This window comes from Catenuloplanes sp. NPDC051500, from assembly GCF_044454585.1.
In the GTDB taxonomy this organism is placed as follows: domain Bacteria; phylum Actinomycetota; class Actinomycetes; order Mycobacteriales; family Micromonosporaceae; genus Catenuloplanes.
Genome location: NZ_JBITDX010000012.1, coordinates 120087 through 143114 on the forward strand (window position 1 = coordinate 120087; position 23028 = coordinate 143114).

The 23028-nt window shown below is 71.0% G+C and carries 26 protein-coding genes; 12 read left to right on the forward strand and 14 right to left on the reverse strand.

Features of this window, described 5'->3' with window-relative positions; all coding sequences use genetic code 11:
- Positions 1-98: 98 nt before the first annotated feature.
- The 4 genes from ACIA8K_RS24280 to ACIA8K_RS24295 are packed head-to-tail and all read left to right on the forward strand — an operon-like array spanning position 99 to position 2182.
- Positions 99-500: a roadblock/LC7 domain-containing protein gene (locus ACIA8K_RS24280; RefSeq protein ID WP_396062921.1), complete on the forward strand. Its 402-nt coding sequence runs from the start codon at positions 99-101 to the stop codon at positions 498-500.
- The gene (locus ACIA8K_RS24285; RefSeq protein ID WP_396062923.1) at positions 490-1065 is read left to right on the forward strand and encodes a GTP-binding protein; all 576 of its coding nucleotides are present in this window, start codon (positions 490-492) and stop codon (positions 1063-1065) included. The genes ACIA8K_RS24280 and ACIA8K_RS24285 overlap by 11 nt, the downstream gene beginning before the upstream one ends.
- 13 nt (positions 1066-1078) lie before the next feature.
- Positions 1079-1381: a DUF6412 domain-containing protein gene (locus ACIA8K_RS24290; protein ID WP_396062925.1), complete on the forward strand. Its 303-nt coding sequence runs from the start codon at positions 1079-1081 to the stop codon at positions 1379-1381.
- A 36-nt stretch (positions 1382-1417) separates the two neighbouring features.
- Complete coding sequence (locus ACIA8K_RS24295; protein ID WP_396062927.1) at positions 1418-2182, forward strand: YidC/Oxa1 family membrane protein insertase; 765 nt, start codon at positions 1418-1420, stop codon at positions 2180-2182.
- On the opposite strand, the gene ACIA8K_RS24300 is transcribed toward ACIA8K_RS24295, so the two are convergent.
- On the reverse strand, positions 2133-2789 hold the full coding sequence (locus tag ACIA8K_RS24300) for a DedA family protein (RefSeq protein ID WP_396062929.1): 657 nt from the start codon (positions 2787-2789) through the stop codon (positions 2133-2135). The two genes, ACIA8K_RS24295 and ACIA8K_RS24300, sit on opposite strands and share 50 nt — an antisense overlap.
- A gap of 9 nt (positions 2790-2798) precedes the next feature.
- Positions 2799-3815, reverse strand: coding sequence for a LacI family DNA-binding transcriptional regulator (locus tag ACIA8K_RS24305; protein WP_396062930.1), 1017 nt, complete (start codon positions 3813-3815; stop codon positions 2799-2801).
- Between the two features lie 108 nt (positions 3816-3923).
- Between ACIA8K_RS24305 and ACIA8K_RS24310 the strand changes: the two genes are divergently transcribed.
- Positions 3924-5537, forward strand: a complete 1614-nt coding sequence (locus ACIA8K_RS24310) for an alpha-amylase family protein (RefSeq protein ID WP_396062931.1) — start codon at positions 3924-3926, stop codon at positions 5535-5537.
- Here ACIA8K_RS24310 and ACIA8K_RS24315 read toward each other — a convergent pair.
- The gene (locus ACIA8K_RS24315) at positions 5515-5946 is read right to left on the reverse strand and encodes a hypothetical protein (protein WP_396062933.1); all 432 of its coding nucleotides are present in this window, start codon (positions 5944-5946) and stop codon (positions 5515-5517) included. The two genes, ACIA8K_RS24310 and ACIA8K_RS24315, sit on opposite strands and share 23 nt — an antisense overlap.
- Positions 5947-5954: 8 nt before the next feature.
- Positions 5955-6308 carry a hypothetical protein gene (locus ACIA8K_RS24320; protein ID WP_396062935.1) on the reverse strand — a complete coding sequence of 118 codons (354 nt, stop codon included), beginning with the start codon at positions 6306-6308 and terminating at the stop codon, positions 5955-5957.
- A gap of 64 nt (positions 6309-6372) precedes the next feature.
- Between ACIA8K_RS24320 and ACIA8K_RS24325 the strand changes: the two genes are divergently transcribed.
- From ACIA8K_RS24325 to ACIA8K_RS24335, 3 genes are all read left to right on the forward strand, one after another.
- Positions 6373-6738, forward strand: coding sequence for a RyR domain-containing protein (locus ACIA8K_RS24325; protein WP_396062937.1), 366 nt, complete (start codon positions 6373-6375; stop codon positions 6736-6738).
- Between the two features lie 64 nt (positions 6739-6802).
- On the forward strand, positions 6803-7546 hold the full coding sequence (locus ACIA8K_RS24330; RefSeq protein ID WP_396062939.1) for a hypothetical protein: 744 nt from the start codon (positions 6803-6805) through the stop codon (positions 7544-7546).
- A 299-nt stretch (positions 7547-7845) separates the two neighbouring features.
- Complete coding sequence (locus ACIA8K_RS24335) at positions 7846-8739, forward strand: Gfo/Idh/MocA family protein (protein ID WP_396062941.1); 894 nt, start codon at positions 7846-7848, stop codon at positions 8737-8739.
- Here ACIA8K_RS24335 and ACIA8K_RS24340 read toward each other — a convergent pair.
- The 3 genes from ACIA8K_RS24340 to ACIA8K_RS24350 form a co-directional block, all read right to left on the reverse strand.
- Complete coding sequence (locus tag ACIA8K_RS24340; RefSeq protein ID WP_396062943.1) at positions 8736-10514, reverse strand: putative bifunctional diguanylate cyclase/phosphodiesterase; 1779 nt, start codon at positions 10512-10514, stop codon at positions 8736-8738. The genes ACIA8K_RS24335 and ACIA8K_RS24340 overlap by 4 nt on opposite strands.
- On the reverse strand, positions 10511-11320 hold the full coding sequence (locus ACIA8K_RS24345; RefSeq protein WP_396062945.1) for an SAM-dependent methyltransferase: 810 nt from the start codon (positions 11318-11320) through the stop codon (positions 10511-10513). The genes ACIA8K_RS24340 and ACIA8K_RS24345 overlap by 4 nt, the downstream gene beginning before the upstream one ends.
- Before the next feature lie 67 nt (positions 11321-11387).
- Entirely contained in the window at positions 11388-11990 is a 603-nt protein-coding gene (locus ACIA8K_RS24350) for a TetR/AcrR family transcriptional regulator (protein ID WP_396062947.1), read from the reverse strand.
- Positions 11991-12224: 234 nt separating this feature from the next.
- On the opposite strand from ACIA8K_RS24350, the gene ACIA8K_RS24355 reads away from it, so the two are divergent.
- Positions 12225-13229: an alpha/beta hydrolase gene (locus tag ACIA8K_RS24355; RefSeq protein ID WP_396062949.1), complete on the forward strand. Its 1005-nt coding sequence runs from the start codon at positions 12225-12227 to the stop codon at positions 13227-13229.
- 222 nt (positions 13230-13451) lie between these two features.
- Here ACIA8K_RS24355 and ACIA8K_RS24360 read toward each other — a convergent pair whose 3' ends face one another.
- From ACIA8K_RS24360 to ACIA8K_RS24370, 3 genes are all read right to left on the reverse strand, one after another.
- The gene (locus ACIA8K_RS24360; RefSeq protein WP_396062951.1) at positions 13452-14804 is read right to left on the reverse strand and encodes an Hsp70 family protein; all 1353 of its coding nucleotides are present in this window, start codon (positions 14802-14804) and stop codon (positions 13452-13454) included.
- A gap of 4 nt (positions 14805-14808) precedes the next feature.
- Positions 14809-16890, reverse strand: a complete 2082-nt coding sequence (locus ACIA8K_RS24365) for an Hsp70 family protein (RefSeq protein ID WP_396062953.1) — start codon at positions 16888-16890, stop codon at positions 14809-14811.
- 171 nt (positions 16891-17061) lie between these two features.
- Positions 17062-17664 carry an HAD-IA family hydrolase gene (locus tag ACIA8K_RS24370; RefSeq protein WP_396062955.1) on the reverse strand — a complete coding sequence of 201 codons (603 nt, stop codon included), beginning with the start codon at positions 17662-17664 and terminating at the stop codon, positions 17062-17064.
- Between the two features lie 87 nt (positions 17665-17751).
- On the opposite strand from ACIA8K_RS24370, the gene sigK reads away from it, so the two are divergent.
- Positions 17752-18354 (forward strand): ECF RNA polymerase sigma factor SigK, encoded by a 603-nt coding sequence (sigK, locus tag ACIA8K_RS24375; protein WP_396062957.1) that lies wholly within the window; start codon positions 17752-17754, stop codon positions 18352-18354.
- A complete protein-coding gene (locus ACIA8K_RS24380; RefSeq protein WP_396062959.1) occupies positions 18351-19109 on the forward strand; it encodes an anti-sigma factor domain-containing protein in 759 nt (252 codons plus the stop codon). Before sigK ends, ACIA8K_RS24380 begins: the two co-directional genes overlap by 4 nt.
- Before the next feature lie 81 nt (positions 19110-19190).
- On the opposite strand, the gene ACIA8K_RS24385 is transcribed toward ACIA8K_RS24380, so the two are convergent.
- From ACIA8K_RS24385 to ACIA8K_RS24395, 3 genes are read right to left on the reverse strand one after another with little or no spacing between them, the layout of a single operon-like run.
- Entirely contained in the window at positions 19191-19880 is a 690-nt protein-coding gene (locus tag ACIA8K_RS24385; RefSeq protein ID WP_396062961.1) for a response regulator, read from the reverse strand.
- Positions 19877-21043, reverse strand: a complete 1167-nt coding sequence (locus ACIA8K_RS24390) for a sensor histidine kinase (protein WP_396062963.1) — start codon at positions 21041-21043, stop codon at positions 19877-19879. Before ACIA8K_RS24390 ends, ACIA8K_RS24385 begins: the two co-directional genes overlap by 4 nt.
- Before the next feature lie 19 nt (positions 21044-21062).
- The gene (locus tag ACIA8K_RS24395; RefSeq protein ID WP_396062965.1) at positions 21063-21302 is read right to left on the reverse strand and encodes a hypothetical protein; all 240 of its coding nucleotides are present in this window, start codon (positions 21300-21302) and stop codon (positions 21063-21065) included.
- Between the two features lie 270 nt (positions 21303-21572).
- On the opposite strand from ACIA8K_RS24395, the gene ACIA8K_RS24400 reads away from it, so the two are divergent.
- Positions 21573-21905 (forward strand): hypothetical protein, encoded by a 333-nt coding sequence (locus ACIA8K_RS24400; RefSeq protein WP_396062967.1) that lies wholly within the window; start codon positions 21573-21575, stop codon positions 21903-21905.
- Positions 21906-21909: 4 nt separating this feature from the next.
- Here ACIA8K_RS24400 and ACIA8K_RS24405 read toward each other — a convergent pair whose 3' ends face one another.
- A complete protein-coding gene (locus ACIA8K_RS24405) occupies positions 21910-22956 on the reverse strand; it encodes an AraC family transcriptional regulator (protein WP_396062969.1) in 1047 nt (348 codons plus the stop codon).
- Positions 22957-23028: the final 72 nt, after the last annotated feature.

Below are 23028 nucleotides of genomic sequence, written 5' to 3' on the forward strand. Positions count from 1 at the left end.
CACCGCGCTGGCATGGCCGCACTCTCGGTTACCACTGTCGGCTGCGGAGACGGCATCGACCGGCACGACGGTCACGGAACGTTGTGGGAGACTGCGGCATGACGTTGTTCAGCCAGCCGGGATGGCTCCTGGACGAGCTCATCGAGAAGGTGCCACACACCCGGCAAGCGGTGCTCCTCTCCGCGGACGGATTGTTGATCGGCGCCTCCCGAGGGCTCTCCCGGGAGGACGGCGAGCACCTGGCCGCCATGGCCTCCGGTTTCGCAAGCCTGGCGCGAAGTGCCAGCCGGCACTTCGATGCCGGCGCGGTACGCCAGACGCTGCTGGAGATGGAGGACGCGTTCCTCTTCATCAGCTCGGCCGGCCGGGGCTCCTGCCTCGCCGTGCTGGCCGGGTCCGAGGCGGACATCGGCCTGATCTCCTATGAGATGACACTTCTGGTCACGCGCGTCGGCGACAACTTCTCCGTCACACACCGGAGCGGCATCGATGGACACTGAGGAACGGCGCGCCCCGGTCGCGCTCAAGGTGCTTGTCGCCGGCGGTTTCGGCGCGGGCAAGACGACGATGGTCGGCGCGGTGAGCGAGATCCGCGTGCTGCAGACCGAGGAGATGCTCACCGACGCCAGCGTCGGCACGGACGACCTGTCCGGCGTCGAGGCCAAGACGTCCACAACTGTCGCGATGGACTTCGGCCGGATCACCATCGACCGGGACCTGGTGCTCTACCTGTTCGGCACGCCCGGGCAGGACCGGTTCTGGTTCCTCTGGGACGAGCTGGCCCAGGGCGCGCTCGGCGCGGTCGTGCTCGCGGACACCCGGCGGCTTGCGGACTGCTTCCCGTCGATCGACTACTTCGAGACCCGCGGCCTGCCGTTCCTGGTCGGGGTGAACTGTTTCGACAGCGAGCAGAAGTTCAGCCCCGCGGCTGTCCGGGTCGCGCTGGACCTGGATGACGACGTGCCGGTCGTGCTCTGCGACGCCCGGGACCGCGCGTCCGGCAAGGAGCTCCTGATCGAGCTGGTCGAGTACGTGATCAAGAAGAACAGCGCTCGACGCGGGTAGGTAAGGTGGGCTGATGCTGCTGTCCGGGTTCGTGTGGTCGCTGTGGGCGTGGGCCGCCGCGCAGCTGACCGCGCCCGGCGCCAGCCCGGCCGAGTTGCTCGCCTCCGCTGCGGTTGCGGCAGCCGGTCTGGTCGCAGTGGTGCTCGCGGTGCACCTCGCCACCGGGCGGCTGGCCGGGCCCGGCCGTCCCGCGCTTCATCGTGGCGCCGCGATGCGGGTGCGGGCCCTCAATACGCGCACCCCTCGTTTACGTGATCCGGACGCGGCCGGCCGTTCTCGGCCCCGGGCCCCGGCGACCTTCCCCTCGGTCGCCTAGTCCTTTTCGTCCGGAAAGTCCTTTGAGGGGTTCCCCATGCTCGCGTTCGGCCCGATCGACGGGGCCGCCGGCATCGCCGGCACCGTCGTGTCCTCCATCGCCTCGGTCGCCGCGCCGCTTGCCGGCACGGCCGCGACCGCGATCGCCATCATCCTGTTCACCATGGGCGTCCGACTGCTGATCTCGCCGCTGACCTGGGCGCAGATCCGCGGGCAACGGCGTACCGCCGCGCTCGCTCCCCGCCTGCGGGAACTGCAGACGAAGCACAAGAGCGATCCGGCTGCGCTGCAGACCGAGATGATGAAGCTTTACCGGGAAGAGGGCGCGAGCCCGCTCGGCGGCTGCCTTCCCGCGCTGCTGCAGATCCCGTTCTTCACTGTCATGTACCGGCTCTTCACCACGCCGCAGCTGGCCGGCGAGCACAACGCGCTGCTTGACGAGCGGTTCTTCGGCACGCCGCTTGGCGCGCACGCCAACGAGGGCGGCCTGGTGCTGTTCGTGGTGCTGCTGGTGATGCTCACCGTGCTGGCCTGGTGGTCGTCCCGGCGGATGGCGCTTGTGCAGGCCGCGACGCCCGTCTCGCCGGACGCCCCGCCCGGTCAGGCGCAGATCATGCGGTTCATGCGGTTCCTGCCGTACGGCACCGTGCTCTTCGCCGCGATCGTGCCGCTCGCGGCAGTGCTCTACCTGGTCACCACCACGACCTGGACCGCTGTGGAACGGCTGGTGCTCGGGGCGGACCGGCACCTGCTCACGCCGACTGCGGCGCCTTCTTCCGCCGCCGAGCCCGGACGCGGCTGACGATGAACTGACCGACGATCCAGGCGAAGACCGCCCAGATCGCGTAATCGAACCAGGTGTTGTAACGCTCCACGTCCTGCCAGCGGGAGCCGAGCGCATAGCCCGCGCCGATGAAGATCGCGTTCCACACCCCGCTGCCGAGCGCGGTGAACGCGAGGAACAGCGGCATCGGCATGTGGTCGGCTCCCGCCGGCACGGACACCAGGCTGCGCACCACAGGGATGCAGCGGCCGAACAGCACGGCCCATCGGCCGCGCCGCTCGAACCAGCGGTCCGCCTTCTCCAGGTCCTCCCGCTCGACAAGCGGCACCTTGTCCAGCCAGCGCTTGATGCGGTCCTCGCCGAGCCCGCGGCCGACCCAGTAGAGCGCGATCGCGCCGACAAGCGAGCCGAGCGTGGCCGCGATCCAGACCAGCACCAGATTGACGCTGCCCTGGTTGGCCAGGTAGCCGGCCAGGGCCAGCACCACCTCGCTTGGGATCGGCGGGATCAGGTTCTCGAGCGCGACGAGCAGGCCGACGCCGAGCTCGCCGAGCGACTCGATGACGCCGGCGACCCATCCGCTGAGGCCGGTCAGGTTCTGCGAGGGCGCGTCGGCGGTTATCACCCCGCCCAGCTACCCGCCGTTCACCCTCCCGAAACGAGCCGAGCTGGCCCGCGCCTCCAGGTGCGTGGCGAGCGTGACTGTCGACGGCGGCCGGGACGGCTCCGCGATCCGCTCGGCAAGCAGGCGCGCGGCGGACCGGCCCAGCTCGTAGGTGGGCTGCGCCACGGTGGTCAGCGCGGGCCGGATCAGCGCGGCCCACGGCAGGTCGTCGAAACCCACAAGGCCGATCTCCTCGGGTACGGCCACCGCGCGATCCTGCAGGCAGCGGAGCGCGCCGAGGGCCAGCCGGTTGCCGGCCGCGAAGACCGCGTCCGGCCGCTCGCCCAGCGCCAGCAGGTCCCGCATCGCGTCGTGCCCGGCCTGCTCCTGGAACCCGGTGTGCCGGATCAGCGCGTCGTCCACCGGGCGGCCGTGCTCGTGCAGCGCTGCCCGGTAGCCGTCCGCACGCCGGCTCGCCGTGGAGACCGTGGGCGGGCCGGTGATGCAGGCGATGCGCTGGTAGCCGGCCTCGATCAGGTGCGCGGTGGCGACCTGCGCACCCAGCTCGTTGTCGACGAGCACGGTGTCCACCCGCAGGTCCGGCGGCTGGCGGTCGACGACGACCACGGGCACCCGGGAGTCGAGCAGGCGGCGCACGTGCGGTGCGCGGGGGCCGGCCGGGGCCACGATCACGCCGGCCATCTGCTCGGCCAGCGCGGCGTCGACGTACCCGCCCTCCTTGTCCTCGTCGTCGTCCGTGTTGCAGAGCACGAGCGAGAATCCGGCGAGCCGGGCCGCGTCCTCCACGCCACGCACCACCGAGGTGTAGAAGGGGTCGCCGATGTCCGGGATGATCACAGCCCAGAGCGTCGTACGGCTCCGCCGCAGGTTCCGGGCGACAGCGTTCGGCCGGTAGCCGAGCTCCTGCATGGCACGCCGGACCCGTCCCACCAGGACGGGGTCTACATTGGCGTGGCCGTTGACCACGCGGGAAACGGTTGCCGGGGAGACTTCCGCGCGCCGTGCGACGTCGTAGATGGTCGCCATCGCTCCTCGTTCGTTCTCGTTCTCCCTGCGCCGCGCCGGTCCCCGCGCCCATGATCTCATCTATCCGTGTCGGTTTGGTGTCGGGCCAGGCTGGAAAAACCCGGGGTCATGAATGAGCGGTGGTACTCCAAGGCGGTCGTCTACTGCCTCGACATCGACACGTTCCAGGACTCGGACGGCGACGGTGTCGGTGACATCCGGGGACTGATCGGCCGGCTGGACTACCTGGCGCGCCTGGGCATCACCTGCCTGTGGCTGCACCCGATCCACCCCTCGCCGAACCGCGACGACGGCTACGACGCCACCGACTTCTACAACGTCGACCCGCGCTTCGGCACGCTCGGCGACTTCACGGAGCTGGTGCACGAGGCCCGCAACCTCGGCATCCGCGTGATCATCGACCTGGTGGTCAACCACGTGTCGAACGAGCACCCGTGGTTCCAGTCGGCCCGGTCGTCGCCGGACTCGCCGTACCGTGACTGGTTCGTCTGGTCCGACGAGGCGCCGTCCGACCGCAGGCAGGGGATGGTGTTCCCCGGCGAGCAGGACGAGACCTGGACCTACGACCGGACCGCGAAGGCCTGGTTCTACCACCGGTTCTACGACTTCCAGCCGGACCTGAACATCACCAACCCGCAGGTCCGCGAGGAGATCAAGAAGATCTGCTCGTTCTGGCTGCAGCTCGGCGTCTCCGGCTTCCGGATGGACGCGGTGCCGTTCATCATCGAGCGCACCGAGCCCGGCAACCCGAACCCGGAGAAGGACTTCGAGTTCCTCAGCGAGCTGCGCCAGCACGTCCAGTGGCGGCAGGGTGACGCACTGCTGCTCGCCGAGGCGAACGTGGAGCCCGCCGAACTCACCGACTACTTCGGCGGCCGGCTGCACATGCTCTTCGACTTCATGCTCAACGCGCGGCTTATGCTTGCGCTCGCCCGGCAGGACCCGGAGCCGGTCATCGACGCGCTTCGGGACACGCCCGCGCTTCCGGACGGCGCGCAGTGGGCCACGTTCCTGCGCAACCACGACGAGGTGGACCTGTCCCGCCTCACCGCCGACCAGCGCGCGGACGTGTTCGAGGCGTTCGGCCCGGACGAGAACATGCGGCTCTACGACCGAGGCATCCGGCGGCGGCTCGCGCCGATGCTCGGCAACGACATGCGCCGGATCCAGCTCGCCTACTCGCTGCAGTTCAGCCTGCGCGGCACGCCGGTGCTGCGCTACGGCGAGGAACTCGGCATGGGCGAGGACCTCAGCCTGGACGGGCGGATGGCGATCCGTACCCCCATGCAGTGGTCCCAGGCCAAGAACGCGGGCTTCTCCGACGGCGACTCGCTTGTGCGCCCGCTCGTCGAGGGCTGGGAGACGCTCAACGCCACTGTGCAACGCAACGACCGGCAGTCGCTGCTGTCCTGGTTCGAGCGGATGATCCACACGCTGCGGGAGGCGCCCGAGGTCGGCGCCGGCTCCTGCCAGCACGTGGACGTACAGGTCCCGCGCGGCGTGCTCGCCCACCGCGCGATCGACCGGACCGGAAGCGTGCTGTTCCTGCACAACCTGACCGACACCGCCTGCGAGGTCGACATGTCGTCGCTTGCCGCGGACGCGGACCACCCGGTCGAGGTGCTGTCCGACGAGGGTTACGACCCGATCACCGAGGACCTGGCGAAGCTCGCGCTGAACGGCTACGGCTTCCGGTGGATCAGGCTCCGGCGGGAGCCGTGACCGGCTTCGTGGTGCGGTGCAGCCAGAACAGGCCGACCATCGGCAACACCAGCGGGACGTAACCGTAGCCCTGGCCGAAGTTCGACCAGACCGTCGCGTCCGGGAACGCCCGCGCGTCGAACACGCTGAGCAGCCCGACCACGATCACGCCGATCAGCTCGACGATGATCGACACCAGCGCCACCCGGCGCCCGGTGCGCGAGTTGCGGGACAGCGCGATCGCCGCGACCAGGTAGACCAGGGCAGCGACGGCGGACAACGCATACGCCAGCGGCGCCTCGTCGAACTTCGTGGCGATCTGCAGTGCCGCCCGCGCACCCGCCGCAAGCGCGAAGATGCAGTAGATCACCAGGATCACCCGGCCGGGCCCACGCCCGGTCGGGCGCATCCCGTTCAGCTCGGTCGTCATGTCGCCGTCTATCCCCAGATCTGTTCCAGCCGGAGCACAAGCACCGGGATCACCAGGCAGCCCACCGCGATCGTCACCGAACCCCACTTGGTCGGCTCCATCCGGCCGAGCACGAACGCCACCGCGGGCCAGCAGACAGTGGTCACCACGTACCCGGCGAAGGTCTCGATCTCGGCCGGGCGTGCGCCCTGAAGAAGCGCCACACCGGACACCACGCCCATCGCCAGCACGCCCACCTGCAGCACGATCAGGCCGATGAACTGCACCCGGTCCGGCGCGCGGTCGCGGAAACCGGCGAAACCGGCCCAGGCGGCCACGGCGAGAGAGGCGATAATGATCGCGAGGTCGAGTGCTCCGTTCACCGGGCGTCTCCATGGTGCACGGGGCCACTCTACGCGCGGGCCCGCCAAGGGTGGAGGGACCAGAATGACCGCATTCGAGAGACCAGCGGATCAGGCCGCGGTCGACCAGATCGGCTGGGTCTGTCACGCCGCCAACCGCGCGTTCCAGCAGGCAGTCGGCGATGCGCGCCCATCACCCGAGTGGCCGGACGACTGGGAGCGCGAGGCCACCGAGGCCAGCGTCCGCCGGGTCCTGGCCGGCGCCACCCCGGAAGAGCTGCACACGAGCTGGTGTGACCTCAAATACAAGGACGGCTGGCGGTACGGCGAACGCAAGGACCCGGACGCGAAGACCCACCCCTGCCTCGTACCGTACGAGCAGCTCCCCGAGCGCGAACGCCGCAAGGACGCCCTGTTCCATGCCATTGTCCGGGCGCTTGCCGGGCCGTGACCGGCACGTGATTCAAGACCCGGAAGATGAGTGGTTGACGTCCGGGATCGGGGAGGGTCGAGGCGTGCTGGGTTACGACTTGTCGGTGGCGATGTGGGGCCTTCTGATCGCCGGAGGCTCGGTGATCGTGGCGCTGATATTCCTCGCCATCGTCAGCCTGACCACACGTGAGACGGTCAAGGCCCCGGACCCCGCGCTGCTGCACGCCGCCGCCGACGAGCTGGCCGAGCTGGCCGCAGTCGCCTACGCCAAGGCCGGTCGCGCCGCCGCCGCAGCCGAGCAGGCCCGCATCGCCGCCACCGACGCCGAAGTCACCCGCGACGAGGCGTGGCGCGCACAGGAGGTGGCGGACGCGGCCTACGACGCCGCCCGCAAGGACGTGGAGGACGCGGCCGCCGAGATCGCCGCGGCCGCCGCCGTCCAGGCCTACAACGCCGAGACCGACGTGTCCGAAGAGGACCTCGACGAGCGCGACCGGACCGTCTCCCGAGCCGCGCTGGGCGCCTACAAACGCGGCGAGATCTCCGTCGAGGAGCTGCGCGACGTCTTCCGCGTCGCCACCACCGACCAGTCGCCGATACAGAGCGAGCGCGAGCGCATCGCCTACCGCTACCAGACCGAGCAGCGGGCGGCCCGCCGTCTGCACGACCGCGCCGCCGCCACCGCCCGTGCCGCCGACGAAGCAGCCCGGATCGCGGAGATCGCGGCCATCGCGCTCGCCGAGGAGGCGGCCGAGGCCGCGGCAGAGGCCCACGACGCAATGATCGTGGCCCGCCAGCACACCGACCGCAAACGCCGCCGCCGCTAACGCAAGATCAAGAGCCAGGTCATCTTCCCGCTCTGCGGATGGTGGCGACCCGCACGCTCCCGCGGGCTCCCCTCCCGTGGGTGGCCGGGAAAAACCTGCGCGGGTGTGGCCCGGCCGATCGAGACCGCGGTCCCGAAGGGTGTGGCGCACGGGGATCGATACCCGGCGGCGATGATGTCGAGTCTCGGCGTCGGAAACTGATTCATCTGATCCACTTCGCACCGTGAACCCGGATGGGTAACGAATTCGTATACCCCTAGGGTTGGTGTCGTTCACCGGCACGGCGATGAGGAGCGACGATGAGATTCGGACTGCTCGGCACGGGCTACTGGGCCGTGGAGACGCAGGGTACGGCGCTGGCCGACCACCCGGAGGCCGAGCTGGTCGGCGTCTGGGGGCGTGATCCGGAGAAGACCAGGGCGGTGGCTGACCGGTTCGGCATCACGGCCTACGACGACCCGGATGCGCTCATCGCCGACGTGGACGCCGTCTCGATCGCGCTGCCGCCGGACGTGCAGGCCGAGCTTGCCACCCGAGCCGCCTCCGCGGGCCGGCACCTGCTGCTTGACAAGCCGCTGTCGCTGACAATCGCTGCCGCGGACCAGGTGGTCGCCGCAGTGGAGAAGAACGACGTGGCCTCAGTGGTGTTCTTCACCAGCCGGTTCCAGCAGCCGGTGGAGGAGTTCATCAGGGAGGCGGTGACCACCGGGGGGTGGCAGGGCGCGCGGGCCGAGCGGTTCGCCTCGATCTACGGCGACAACGGGCCGTACGCGGACTCGGCCTGGCGCAAGGAGGCTGGCGGTCTCTGGGACGTCGGCCCGCACGCGCTCGCCGTGCTGCTCGGGGTGCTCGGCATGCCGATCTCGGTGACCGCGCTGTCCGGGCCGAACGGGACGACGCACGTGCTTGTCAAGCACATGCTTGGCGCGGTCAGCTCGCTGACGCTCACGCTTGAGGCGCCGCCCGCGCTGACCGGCACGTCGACGGTCTTCCACGGCACCGAGGGCGCGGTGCTGGTGCCGGAGCACGAGACCACGTCGGTGGAGGCGTTCGGCTCCGCGATCAGCCAGCTGGTCCAGGCGGCGCGGCATCGTGCCCCGCACCCGTGCGGCGTGCACTTCGGCCGGCTGATCGTCGCGGTGCTCGAGGCGGCCGAGACGTCCATCAAGGAGGGCCGCACGGTCACGCTCTAGGAATCCTCCTCCTCGCTGCTCCACTCCAGGAGCAGCGAGGTGATCTCCGAGGGCGCCTGCGGCCGGCCGAAGTAGTAGCCCTGGACGTGGTCGCAGCCGATGGACTCCAGGTAATCGGCCTGTTCGAGCGTCTCGACGCCCTCGGCGAGCGCGGAGAGTCGCAGGTTGTGGGCGAGCTCGACAAGCGACGGCAGCAGCGACTTGGTGGAGGACGGCTTCCAGTCCCGGACGAACTGCATGTCGATCTTCAGCTGGTTGACCGGGAGGTTCTGCAGGTAGCCGAGGTTGGAGTAGCCGGAGCCGAAGTCGTCAAGCGCGAGCCGGACGCCGAGCCCGGCGATGTCGTCGAGCGTGCGGCGGATCTGCGGGTCGTCCGGGATTGACGCGCTCTCGGTGATCTCCAGCTGGAGCAGCTCGGAGGCGAGCCCGATCTCCTGGAGCAGGTTCTCCACGGTACGAAGCAGGCTGTCGCCGTCCCGGAGTTGCTGGACCGCGACGTTGACGCTGACGTAGGGCGGGCTGTCGGTCAGCCGCGACCACTCGCGGGCCTGACGGCAGGCCTTGTCGAGCATGCGGCGGCCGAGCCTGACGATCTGCCCGCTCTCCTCCGCCAGGTCGATGAAGCGGCCGGGCGAGAGCCGGCCGTGGCGCGGGTGCTGCCAGCGGACCAGCGCCTCCACCCCGATCACCGCGCGGTCCTCAAGCCGTACCAGCGGCTGGTATTCGAGGAAGAACTCGTCGCGGTCGATGCCGAGCGCGAGGTCCGCGGCGAGCGCGTGCCGGGCTATCTCGCGGTCGCTGCGCGCCTCGTCGAAGAGCCGCCAGCGGTCGCTGCCGTCCGCCTTGGCCCACTGCAACGTCATTGCGGCGGCGCGGAGCAGATCGTTGGCGTCCATGCCGGCGACCTGGCGCTCGACTACGCCGACGCTTGCGGACATCGGCAGCAGGTGACGGTCGGTGTGCACGGGCGTGGCGAGCGTGGCGATGATCTGCTCGGCGATTCCGGCCAGGTACGACGTGTCGGCCGGGTCCTCGATCAGCATGACGAACTGGTCGCCGGCGAACCGGGCCAGCGGGTGGCCGAGCGACCGGGCCAGCGTGCGGAGCCGGTCGGCCGTGACGGCGAGCGCGCGGTCGCCGAGGATGTGCCCGAACCGGTCGGTGATCGCCTGCAGGCTGGTGATGCCGATGAAGCAGATCGCGATCCGCTCCCGGCTGCCGTCGGTGATCAGGTCGGCGAGCTGCTTCTCGAAGAAGATCCGGTTGGGCAGGCCGGTGAGCTGGTCGTGCACGGCTGCGTGCCGGAACGCCTCCTGGCTTTCCCGCAACGCGCTCTCGGTCTGGCGCTGGGCCAGCACTGTCGCCAGGCGGATGCTCTCCTGCTCGTCGAGCGTGCGCTCGCGCAGACCGCGCGAATATCCGACGGAGAGCGCGCTGAGCAGCCGCATCACCCGCCGGCCGGACGAGTCGAGCGATGTGCCGGCCAGTGGCGGCAGCCGGTCGGCGAGCACGCCGATGGTGTGGCCGAGCGTTTCCGGCGACGCGAAGTGCGCCTCGACCAGCTCGACGCCGACCTGGGTGGCCGGGCTCGGATCGAACGGCTGGCTGGTGAGCACGCGCAGCAGCCGGGTGGTGAAGCCGGCCAGGCGCAGCTCGATGTCCACATGCGCCATCGGCACGTAGCTGGCGCCGGCGATGGCCCGCGCCCAGGCCCGCGCGACGCGGGTGATGTGCTGGCCGTCGATCAGGCCCCTCGGCGCCGGCTCGACGATCACGGCTTACGCCCCACTCCCGCGACCACAGCTGATTTCGCCGCCTTGACGCCGTCGATGTTGCTCGGCTGGTCCGGACGCCACTGGGTGACCCAGACGAGGCCCGGGTCGACCAGCTCGAAGTCGCCGAAGAACGGGGCGACCTCGGCGCGGGTACGGCTGGCCGCGGGCGTGGTGGTGCGGTTGTACAGGTTCTTCACCGCTTCGCGGTCGTGCCGCCAGCCGTCGACCACGCCGTGTGAGAGGGCCAGGTAGCTGCCGGTCGGCAACGCGTCCCGCAACTGCCGCATGACGCCGGCCGGGTCGTCCTCGTCCCGGACGAACTGGAGCAGCGCGACGACGAGCAACGCCACCGGCTGGTTGAAGTCGATCAGCTCGCGGACCACCGGGTCGTGCAGGATGTCGGCCGGCTTGCGCACGTCACCCTGGATCGCGACCACGCCCTCCTGACCGCGGATCAGCACGGAGCTGTGCGCGACCGCGACCGGGTCGATGTCCACGTAGACCACCCGCGCGTCCGGGATGATCTCGCGCGCCACCTCGTGCACGTTGCCGAGCGTCGGAATGCCCGAGCCGATGTCAAGGAACTGTCTGATCCCCGACCGGGCCAACATGCTGACGGCCCGGCGGAGCCAGGCGCGGTTCGCCTGGGCGATCAACGGGATGTCCGGCGCGGTCGCGAGCAACTGCTGAGCCACCGCACGGTCGGCTGCAAAGTTGTGCGAACCGCCCAGAAAGTAGTCATACAGCCGCGCGGCGCTCGGTCGCTCGACGTCGATGCCCGGCGGGGCCCATTCCGGTCGGTCCATACCGGCATTATTTCCCGAACCGATTGATCAGCTCCAACCAAAGATCAAGATCTTTTGCCGGTACGGTTTACCGGGCGCCCGAGGTGGGAGTTGCACGGCTGATTATCGCGGCCGCGAACTCCATCACCGTGTCCGTGAGCGACCGGAACGGCTCACCATCACGGGTGTACGGGTCCGCCGTGTGCAGCAGCAGCTCGTTGATGCCGCCCACAAGCGCGATCGCCAGTCGTGGCGGCAGCGGCGGCAGCTCAGGCTCGGACGCGACGAGTTCGGAGAAGAGCGTCGCGAACCGCTGCTGGATCTCGCCCCGCATCCGGAACGCGCGCGGCCCCGCCGCCTGCACCTCGACCAGCACGGTCCGGCTGGCCGGCCCCGCCGCGTCAAGCGCCGACAGGTAGGCGGTGACGAGCGCGTACATCCGCTCCCGCCACCCGTCGCCGGGTTCGCGGGCCGCCTCGCGCAGCACATGTTCCAGCCGGTCGCCGCTGGCCTGGTACGTCGCCAGCAGGCACGCCTCCTTGTCCGGGAAGTGCTCGTAGAACGTTCGCTTGGACACGCGCGCCGCGGCCACTATGTCCGCGATCGTGGTGGCCGCGTAGCCGCGCTCCGCGACCGCCGTCGTGAAGCCCTGCATAACCCGGATGCGGGCGTCGTCGGCCGCCGTCGTCATGCTCTTCCTTCCTCCGGTGCCCGAAGCTACCGTCGATGGATCCGGGTGCCGTGGGGTGCCGGATGGGGGTCGTCGATTCGGGAAGCCATTCACTTTGGAACGGCGGGAATCCCATGTATCGCAACGCGATCGGCCGGGTTGTCCGGTCCTGCCACGCGCCCCCGTTACGGCCATCCTATGTGGACGCTGTGCGCGCCGTTCAAGCGTCCGACCTGCATCGAGAGGGGTCACCGCGTGGTGCACCCACTGGAGGCGCTTGCACTGCGCCGGTTGCTCGCGCTTCCGCCGCCTGTGCAGCGCCTCATCGGCCGTTACCCGGCCCTCGACCCGACCGTGGCGATGCTGCTGCGCGTGCAGCGCTGGCGCGGTCTCCACGGCCTCACCGCCGGCACGCCGGACCGCACCCGGCGCCGTACCCGGGACTCCGTCGCACTTACCGCGGGCGCCCCCACACAGGTCTTCGACGTGCGGCCGGTCAGGATCGCGGGCCGCCTCCCCGGCCGTCATTACGTGCCGGCCGCCGCGTCGGCCCCGATGCTCGTCTTCTTCCACGGTGGCGGGTTCGTCGCCGGTGACCTCGACACGCACGATGAGATCTGCCGTCTGCTGTGCGCGCATGCGGGCGTGCACGTGCTTGCGGCCGACTATGCGCTTGCCCCGGAGAATCCGTTTCCCGCCGCCGTACAGGACGCGAGGTCTGCGGTGGTGTGGGCTTTCTCGCACGCGGCGTCGCTCGGTGCGGACCCGGCCCGGATAGCTGTCGGTGGCGACAGCGCCGGGGCGAATCTGGCCGCCGTGGTGTGTCAATTGCTACGCGGATCCGGCGCCCCGGTATTGCAGCTTCTCGTCTATCCACTCCTGGATCATTTCGGGCCGTGGCCGTCGCGCTCGCTGTTCGCGGACGGGCCGGTGCTGACCGCGAGGGATCTCGCCTTCTTTCGAGCGAATTACCTGGCCGGCTTTACCGGTTCCGAGGCTGATTTTCGGCATTCGCCGCTTCGGGCGCCCGATCTGCGTGGCCTGCCGCCCGCCGTAGTGGTGACGGCCGGGCTCGATCCGCTTCGCGACGAGGGAGAGGCATATGCGGAGAGGCTGCGGGCGGCCGGAGTCCCGGTGCGGGCCTGGCGGGTGGCGGGGATGGTGCACGCGTTCATGAATCTGGCCGGCGTGAGCGGCGCGGCGCACACGGCGGCGGTGGAGATCGCGAAGTCGGTCCGGGAGATGATGCCCGCCCGGTGAGTCCCCGGCCCGCTTCTGACCTGGCGACCCACGCGAGCTCCTGACCTGGCGACCCACGCGAGCCCCACGAACCGCGAGAGCAGAACCGGTCAAGACCTCCGGCCGGAGAACGCGGAACCGGCCGGAGGCTCACGGTCGTGAGTGTGGAACCAGTCAGAGGCCCGTGAACGGCCGAGGCTCACAGCCGCGAGTAGAGGCCGGGAACGCGGGACCGTCGGCGACTCACGGCCGGGAGAGCGCCAGCCACTGCTGGCTGGCCACCGCGTTTCCCGCCGGCACGAGCAGCCGCTCCACAGTCCCGGGAACGGACGAGGTGAGATCCCACAACGCCCCCGACTGCAGCCGAACACGTGCCAGCGGCCAGCCCACCGGGTACGCATCCCCCGGCGCGACGAACCACCGCAGCAACTGCGCGCCGCCGCCCGGCAGCGTGAACGACAGCGGCATCGTCCGCGACGACTCCGTGGTCGACGTGATGATCCGCGGCCCACTGCGGGTCAGCCATCGCGCCGCCCCCTGCACCGTCGCCAGCTCGGGCTCGTCGACCCGCCGCAGGGGCCGGTTGAAGGCCCGGTTCAGCGCCTCGGCGGCCGCCGGCATCCGGGAACCGCCGCCGACAAGCAGGATCGCGCTCACATTGTCCGGATGGACCTTCAGCCGGGCCATCAGGTCGGCGCTGCACTTGACGGTCCGTTCCAGCACCGCCTCCGCGAGGAGCGCCAACTGCGACCTGTCGAGCTCGTAGGCAGGCGTGGTCGGCATCAGGTAGTCCTCGACGCTCTCGACGTCGCTGAGCTGGTGCTTGATCCGCTGTGCGAAGTCCGCGAGGGCCATGCTGAGACGCAGCGCCGCGGGTGTTCCCGGCGCGGTGACCACCGAGGCGATGAGCGGTGCCAGCCACTCCTCGCCGTCGTTCTGGATGCGGTGGGCCAGCAGCGCGTCGATGTTGCGGCCGCCGCAGTCGTCGATGGCGTCGTGGCCGAGAACCTCAGGCCCTTCCGCGCCGACCCGCATCAGCGCGGTGTCGAACGTACCCCCGCCGAGGTCGTAGATCAGGATGAGTTCACCAGGCAGGAACGTCGGCCCGGGAATCGGCGCGTAGGCGGCCGCCACCGGCTCCGGCAGCAGCTCGACAGTGGAGAATCCGGCCGCCTCGGCCGCCGCGATCATCTGCAGCCGCCGGATGTCGTCCGGCCCGTAGCTGGCCGGGACCGTCACGAGCGCGCGCGCGATCTGGCCGCCGTGCATGCGCTCGGCCTCCATGCGCAGCGCGGTAAGCACTGATGCGGCCTGCTCGATCGGCCGGAAGCTGCGGTCGCCCTGCGGCATCGGGCGGTCGCCCTTGAGGCCGCGCTTGAACTCGACCGCGTACGAGTTCGGATCGGCGCGTTTGCGGCGCTCGGCGAGCGTGCCGACAAGCATGCGCTCGCCGTCCCAGTAGACGGCGGACGGCCACGCGTAGCCGCCGCTGACCGGCTCCGGGAGCAGACGGATCTGCTCGCCGTCGACAAGCGCGGCCGAGGAGGTGGTGGTGCCGAAGTCGATGGCCAGCACCGGGCCCAGGTTCGGGTTCACCTGTTCACATCTCCCATGCGTCGACCAGACTGCGGTCGGCGTAGTCCCAGTTCGCCAGCAGCAGCTTTCCGTCAGCGGTGAACGACGTCAACAGCCGGGGCACGAAACCCTCGGCCTCCGGCGCGGCCGGGGCGTGCACGCGGAACACCTCCAGGCCGCTCTCGATGTCCTGCAGGCTGAGCACGCCGGACCCGTCCAGGTCGGACGTCGCGGTGGCGCGCAACCGCCCGTCCGGGCTGGTGCTGTCGGTGCTGAACGAGTCGGTGGGGCTGCGCATCCGAAAGCCGGGGTTGCGCTGCTCCCAGGTCTCGTCGCCGGTGCGCTCCAGGCGCTCGCCGGTGCGCAGGTCCCAGAGCGTGGTGACGCCGCGCCGGTACCGCCCGACCTGGACCTTGCCGTCGGCCTCGGCGGCGAGCCGCCAGCTGGGCTCGTCGACGAGCACGCGGACCGGGCCGACCGAGTCACGGAAGCGGGTGGAGAGCTTGCCGGTCTCCACGTCCCAGACGGAGAACGTGCCCTCGGTGTCCCAGGCGATCAGGCTGAGCCGGCCCTCGGGGTCGAAGAAGATCCTGGCGCCCTGCGCGGTGCCGGCGCCGAAGTCGGGACGGAACTCGCCGATCAGCTCGCCGGTGGAGATCACGAACGAGCGCACGTGCCGGCCTGTGGTGTCGCACTCGACAAGCACCTGGCGGTCCGGGGTGAGCAGCCAGGAGCCGCTGGTCCGCAGCTGGAGCTTCTGGGTCGGCGGGTCGGCCGAGAGCGCTGCCGCGTCCCGGGTGGCGGCCGTGACGAGCGTGGTGCCGACCTGGCCGCCGGCCGGGACGGTGTGGCTGAGCAGCGCGCCCGCGTGCGTGGCGGTGAGCTGGTAGACGCGCTCGTCGCCGGTGCGCACCTCCGCGACGACCGTACCCTCGTGGAAGGTCTGGCCCTCGTTGACGTTCCAGCGGAGGAGCTTCGCGTCGCCGCCCGGGATGTCCCAGGAGATCGGCTCGATGCGCCAGCTCGGCGCGTCCGCGGCGACGGTGCGGCTGTCCGCGTTCGCCGACCACTGGGCGGCGCCGCGGACGACTGCCAGCTCCGGCTCGGGCGCGTGGCGCAGCATGTGGCCGAGGCTCTGGGTCAGGGCCGGCTCGACCATCGGGAGCCGGGACGCGCCGCCGGTCAGGACCACTGTGGAGATGTCCGCGAGGGTGGCGCCGACCGAGCTGACGATCGAGTGCGCGCTGTTGACGAGCGCTTGCACGGCGGGCTCGGCGAACGCCTCAAGCCAGCGACGACTCAACTTGTACGGCGGCGTCAGCGGCGTGAGGTGGTCCTCCACCTCGAGCGAGTCGCCGAGCTGGTGCTTGAGGCGCCGGATGAAGTCGATCGCCTCGTAGTAGGCCCGGAGTCCACCATCGCCGGGCGCGGCGAGCAGCGGCTCCAGCCAGGTGCGGCCCTCGGTGCGCAGATCCTTGATGAGCAGCGCCTCCAGGTCGTGCCCGGCGGTGGAGCTCTCGGTGGCAAGCAGCATCGAGTCGTTGCCGGCGACCCGGACCAGCGACGCGGTCCAGTTGGCGCCGAGGTCGCACACCAGGACCAGCGACCCGTGGCGGAGGTCGGCGCTCGTGTGCGGGTCGAGAGCGGCGGCGACCGCGTCGGGTATCAGCTCGACGTCGACGAAGCCCGCGGCCTCGCCGATGCCGACCATCACGTCGCGGCGCGGGTCGCCCGGCAGGTAGCTCGCCGGGATCGCGAGCGTGAGCCGCCAGACCTGCCCGCCGTAGACGCGCTGCGCCTCCCGGCCGAGCTCGATCAGGTAGGACGCGACCGCCTCGTTGCCGGTGACCTCGCGGTCCTCCAGGCGCATCGCGGCCTGTGCGTCGACCGCGCGGCGCGGCCCGTCGATGTAGCGGCGGGGCACTGATCGTTTGCGGCGCTCGGCGGCGGTGCCGACGACGAAGCCGTTGTCGTCCACGCAGACGGCGGACGGCCAGACGAGTCCGCCGGTCAGGGGCTCTTTCAGCAATGTCGTCTGGTCACCGACAATCAGCGCCGCCGATGTGCCGGACGTGCCGACATCGACCGCCAGGATCGGTTCGGTCATTCCCACCCCTACGTCCTTGCCACAGCGCTCCCGAGCCACAGCGCTCCCGAGCCACAGCACCGAGGAATGTCAGCACCACGGAAGTACGGGCACAGTTTCCTGGAGCACTATGCTCCCCGTCCAGCCGGGTAACGTTGCGAATACAAACCAGTCGGAGTGAATCCGGGCTCGTCAGGAGAGAAGTGCGAGGATTTCGACCAGATTTGTCACGGTTGAATCGCCGGTGATTCCCGCCACGCCGACTACTCGCATGCCCGCCGCCCGCCCGGCCGCCACTCCCGCGGGTGCGTCCTCGACAACCAGACAATCCGCCGGGGGTACGCCGAGCCGCTCCGCCGCAAGCAGATAGCCCTCCGGGTCCGGCTTCGGATTCGTGATGTCGTCCGTGGAGATCAGCAGCGGCGGTTCGATGCCGGCCGCGCCCAGCCGGGCCCGGGCCAGACGCTCGTCCGCGCTTGTCACGACGGCCCAGGGAAGGTTCCGCGCGGTGACGCCCTCGATCAGCTCCAGCGCGCCGTCGATCGCGACCACGTCCTCGAGATCGTCGTATTCCCACTCCAGCTGCCGCGCGCCGGCCCGCGCGATCTTCTCCGCGCCGAGCCACGGCGCCACCGACTCCAGCGTGCTCCACGCGGGGCGGCCCGCGTGCACGGCCAGGATGTCGTCGAGCGGGAGGCCGTACTCCTCGCTGATCCGGGTCCAGCTGCGGATGATCGCCCCGTGCGAGTCGACGAGCGTCCCGTCCATGTCGAAGAGCACCGCACCGATCTTCATGCCGGACAGCCTCCCACCCATCCGCGCGGCACGCCGCACCGAACTCCCTACTGTGATCAGGGGCGCAGGCAGGGCAGGCTGAACGGTATGAAGGACCATCTCTCCGCGGTGCCGCCGACACCGCAGCACGCGGCCGGCCAGGCAGAACCGGATCGGCTGCTGCGGGCGGTCGCGCGTGGCGACGAGACCGCGTTCGCCAAGCTCTACGAGCTGGTGTCGCCGCGCGTCTACGGGCTGATCCGGCGGGTTCTCCGCGACCCCGCACAGGCCGAGGAGGTCGCGCAGGAAGCGCTAGTGGAGGTGTGGCGCACGGCCGGGCGGTTCGATCCGGCCCGCGGCTCCGCCACCGCCTGGGTCTTCACGATCGCGCACCGCCGCGCGGTCGACCGGGTCCGCTCGGAGCAGGCCGGCACCGACCGGGTACGCCGGGTCGCCGCCGCCGAGGCCGAAGTCCCCTACGACGAGGTGGTCGAAGAGGTCACCACCCGCCTGGAGCAGCAGCAGGTCCGCCGCTGCCTGGACACGCTCACCGATCTGCAACGTGAGGCGGTCACGCTCGCGTACTACGGCGGGCACAGTTATCCGGAGGTGGCCCGGTTGCTCGACGCCGGACTGCCCACAATCAAGAGCCGCATGCGCGACGGCCTCATCCGGCTGCGCGACTGCCTCGGTGTGGAGGTGGCGCGATGACAATTGACATTCATGCGCTGGTGGGCGCATACGTGCTGGACGCGGTGGACGACATAGAACGCGCCGCGTTCGAGCGTCACCTCGGCACCTGCAAGGCCTGCTCGGCGGAGGTGGACGAGTTCCGCGAGACCACGGCCCGGCTGGCGGACGCCACCTGGTCGGTCCCGCCGCCGCGCCTGCGCCACGACGTGCTGACCCGGATCGCGGTCACCCGGCAGGTGATGCCGCGGCACGCGCCAGTGGAACGGCGTCGGCCGGTCTGGGGCCGGCGGTTGCTCGCGGCGGCCGCGGCCGTGGCGCTTGCGGCAGGAACCGGGGCGGCGGTCTTCGCCTACCAGGACGACCGGCTGCGGGACCAGCAGGTCGTCGCGGAGGCGGCCAGGGCGGAGCTGGAGGCGGCCAGGGCGGAGGACGCCCGCATCCAGGCGGTGCTTACCGCGCCGGACGCGCTGATGCGGACCGCGGACGTGGCAGGTGGCGGGCACGTCACTGTCGTCGTGTCGCGGTCGCGGGACGCAGGCGTCGTGCTGATGGCGGAAGGGGCCCCGCCGGGAGCGGGGAAGACGTACCAACTCTGGTTGGTCAACGGCACCACGCCGGTGTCGGCGGGGGTCATGCCGGCCGGGGTGACCACTGGTGCGCAGCTGATCTCGTCGGTGCGGGACACGGACATGCTGGCGTTGACGATCGAACCGGCAGGCGGCTCCAAGAAGCCGACGATCCCGATCAAGGCGCAGGTGCCGCTCGAGCTCTAGACGCGTGCACGGATCTCGCCGCAGGCCGGCGGGATCCGTGAACACGCCCCAGGGGTTGTGCCCACCGGGCACCTCCGTCAGTTATTCCGGGGCCGGGTGGACCAGGCCGGTCTCGTAGGCGTAGATGACCACCTGCACCCGGTCGCGCAGGCCGAGTTTGGTCAGGATGCGGCCGACGTGCGTCTTGACAGTTGCCTCGGAGACGTTGAAGTTCGCGGCGATCTCCGCGTTGGAGCCGCCGCGGGCGATCTCGATCAGCACCTCGCGTTCCCGGTCGGTGAGCCGGGCCAGCCGGTCGTCCGGGGCGGCGGCGCGCGCGGCGCCGTGGTCGGGCAGGTGGGCGGCGAACGCGTCGATCAGGCGGCGGGTGACGCTTGGCGAGATCATCGCCTCGCCGGCCGCCACCGCGCGGATGCCGGTCAGCAGGTCGGCCGGGGGAACGTCCTTGAGCAGGAAGCCGCTGGCGCCGGCCCGGAGCGCGGAGAACGCGTACTCGTCAAGGTTGAACGTGGTGAGCACAAGCACGCGGGAGGGCAGTCCGGACGCGACGATCCGCCGGGTCGCCTCGATGCCGTCCAGGATCGGCATGCGGACGTCCATCAGCACCACGTCCGGGGTGAGCGCGCGGGCGAGCGTCACGCCTGCCGCGCCGTCCCCGGCCTCGCCGACCACCTCCAGGTCCGGCTCGCTCTCCAGCACCATCCGGTAGCCGAGGCGCAGCAGCGGCTGATCGTCGACGAGCGCGACCCTGATCTTCGCGGGGCCGGTCACGAGAGCGCGCCGAACGCCAGCCGGGCGTGGACCCGCCAGCCGCCGCCGTCGAGCGGTCCGGAGTCGATCGTGCCGTCGTAGGAGCCCACCCGCTCGGCCATGCCGGCCAGCCCGTGACCTCCGTTGAGCACGGCCGGGCCACGCGTGGGCGCGCGTCCGTCGTCGGTCACCGATAACTCCATCCCGTTCGGCTCGTACCGCAGGTCCACCCGGGCACTGGCGCCCGGTCCCGCGTGCTTGAGCGTATTCGTCAGCGCCTCCTGCACCAGCCGGTACGCCGTCAACCCGGCGCCGGGCCCCCAGGCCTCGGCCGGCGCGCCCGACTGGGCGACCGTCACGGGCAGACCGGCGGCCCGGACCTGCGCGATCAGCCGGTCGAGGTCCGCGAACCCGGGCTGCGGCGCGCGGATCAGCGGTGCCGGGGCGTCGTCGCGGAGCAGGCCGAGCAGCCGACGCATCTCGCCGAGCGCCTGCCGCCCGGTCGCGGAGACCTTGTGCATGGTGTCGGCGGCCCGGTCCGGCGCGCGGGTGGCGGTCAGCGCGGCGCCGTCCGCGAGCGCGACCATGACCGTCAGGTTGTGCGCCACGATGTCGTGCATCTCGCGCGCTATCCGGGCGCGCTCGGCCGCGACCGCGAGCTTGGCCTGCTGGTCGCTCTCCCGTTCCAGCCGGCGGGCGCGTTCCTCAAGCTCGGCCAGGTAGGCGCGGCGGGTCTGCCGGACCACGCCGAGCGACGCGGACGCGGCGAGCAGCGCGGACGCGAACAGCAGCGCGCCGGAGTACTCGGTCCAGGACCGGGCCTGGGACACCATGACCGCGCTTGCCAGCTCCCCACCGGCGACGGCGGCCCAGAGGTGACGGCGGTCCGGCTCGTACATCGCGATCGCGTAGATCGAGGCCATCAGCACCACGAACACGAACGGGCGGCGTGGCTCGTACGGCCAGGCCTGCAGGTCACAGACGACCGCAATGGCTAACGAGACCCAGAACGCCGCGACCGGCCGGGACCTGCGCCAGAGCAGCGGCACGTGCAGCAGCACCAACAGCACGCAGCCGAGCAGCCCAGGCGCGCGCTGCGGGAGCTGGACCGCCAGCAGCACCGCGGCGAACACCCCGTCCACAAGCATCCGGTGGCGGGCGGCGAGCTCCCGGCACCGGATCACGATCTCGAGCCTACGAAGGTCAGGTTTCACGGCGGGCGCACCGCCGTGTCGTGCGCAACTCGTGGATCGGCGCGCCCCGTTCCACCGCCAGGTCGCCGATCTCCGCCGCGGTGAGGCCGGTGACGCGCAGCAGGCCGGGCTCGACGAGGGTGACCGCGCCGCCCCGGCCGGAGAGCGCGCCGTGCAACTCGCTGGCGTGCGGCGAGCGCACCCAGACGACCGTGCGCACGCCGTACCCCCGGTGCATGGTCCTGGTCATTCGTTTGACGGTAGTGAGGGTGAGGCCGCCGGGCGACCGCCCGCGGGTGGAGATGTCCATCAGCCGATGGTGGTGCGGGCCTCATCCCAGAGGAGTACGAACGACATGCCGAGCTTCATGCGCAATTCGGACTGTTACTGCGCGGATCGGATCGACTCCGGGGAGCGTTTGCGGATAGGTTCGGCAGCGGCCTTCCGTTGCCCTCAGTGGAACGGCCGGTGACTGTCCGAGAACATCCGGAGAAAATCCACAGAACCGGAGGCGTAGGGCGTGGGCCAGCCATCCGACATCGAAGTCGACGCCGCGCGGGCGCTCGACGCGCTCCGCCGTGCCGCACACTTCCTCGCCCACTACGAGGCGGCGCAGGCGGCTCTCTCCCCGGGTGCGCCACCGGCCCGCTCACCGCTGACCGCGCTTGTCGAGGAGGGGGTGGACGCGGCCGACCGGGTGCTCGCACACGTGCGCACCCAGCCACGGGACGAGTGGTCGGTGGTCGCCGGCGTGACCGCGCCCTGGTCGGTGCTGTCCGACCGCGGCGTGGCGGTGCCCACCCGCACACCGATCCCACCGCAGCGCAGGGGCCACGGCGACCCCGGCGAGTGACTGATCACGGCTCGCGAAGCGTCTCCGAGGGAAGCGTGCCGAAACGCCGGCGGTACGCGGCCGCGAACCGCCCGAGGTGGGCGAAGCCCCAGCGGTGCGCCACCTCGCTCACCGTGCTCCCACCCGGCCCGCTTGTGGTCAGGTCGAGGTGGGCGCGGCCGAGGCGTACCTCCTGGAGGTAGATCATCGGGGTGACGCCGACGTGCCTGCGGAACCCGTCCTGCAGCGATCGCACGCTCACCCCGGCCAGATGGGCCAGCGTGGACGTGGTGAACGGCCGGGACGGGTCCGCCTCCATCGCGTCGATCGCGCGCTTGACCGTCCGCGGCCGGCTCGGCACGGGCGGCTCCGCGAGTTCGTCGCTGTACTGGTGCTCGACCGCGAGCAGCAGGCCGCCGAGCATCGAGTGCCACAGCCGTTCCGCGATCATCGGCCGGTAGATCATGCCGTCCGCCGCGACCAGCTCCGCGTGGACCAGCCCGGCGAGCGCGCCCCAGCTGCGCCCCATGCCGCGGCTGAGGTCGAACCGCCGGGAGAACCGCAGCGGCCCGCGGACCGCGTGGCCGAGCAGCGCCTCCAGCTCCGCCTCGAGCGCGTCCGGCGTGAGCGACACGGAGACCGGCCGGGTGTCCGGCAGCCACCAGGTGCGGGCCGGTGAGCCGGGCCGGTAGACCGCGCCCTCGAGCGCGGTGGCGGTGGTGACGACGCCGCGCTGTTCGGTGAAGAGGCGTCCGGCCGGGGCCAGGCCGATCGTGTAGTCGTCCGGCTCCGGCGCCGTGACCTGGATCGCCTCGTCCGCCTCCCAGTCCGACATGATCACCGGACCGAACCGGAGCGTGCGCAGCCGGCACCTGGCCGGATCGCCGCCCCCGATCGTGGTGATCAGGCGCGGCGCCGCGAAGACCTCGGCGGCCAGCCGCTGGATCTCCGCGGTGCTCCCGCTCCGGGTGGCGAACGCCGGACCGGGAGCGTCGGCGAACGGCGCACCCGAGGCTCCGGGCACGACGTCGCCGGTCAGGAGAAAATGATCTCCCAAGGTGTCGGCTCGCATACACCGAGTATTCGTAGCCGCGCGTCGGCGTGGCAACTTCGATCGTCCGATAGGTGACCTTCCGGACACCCA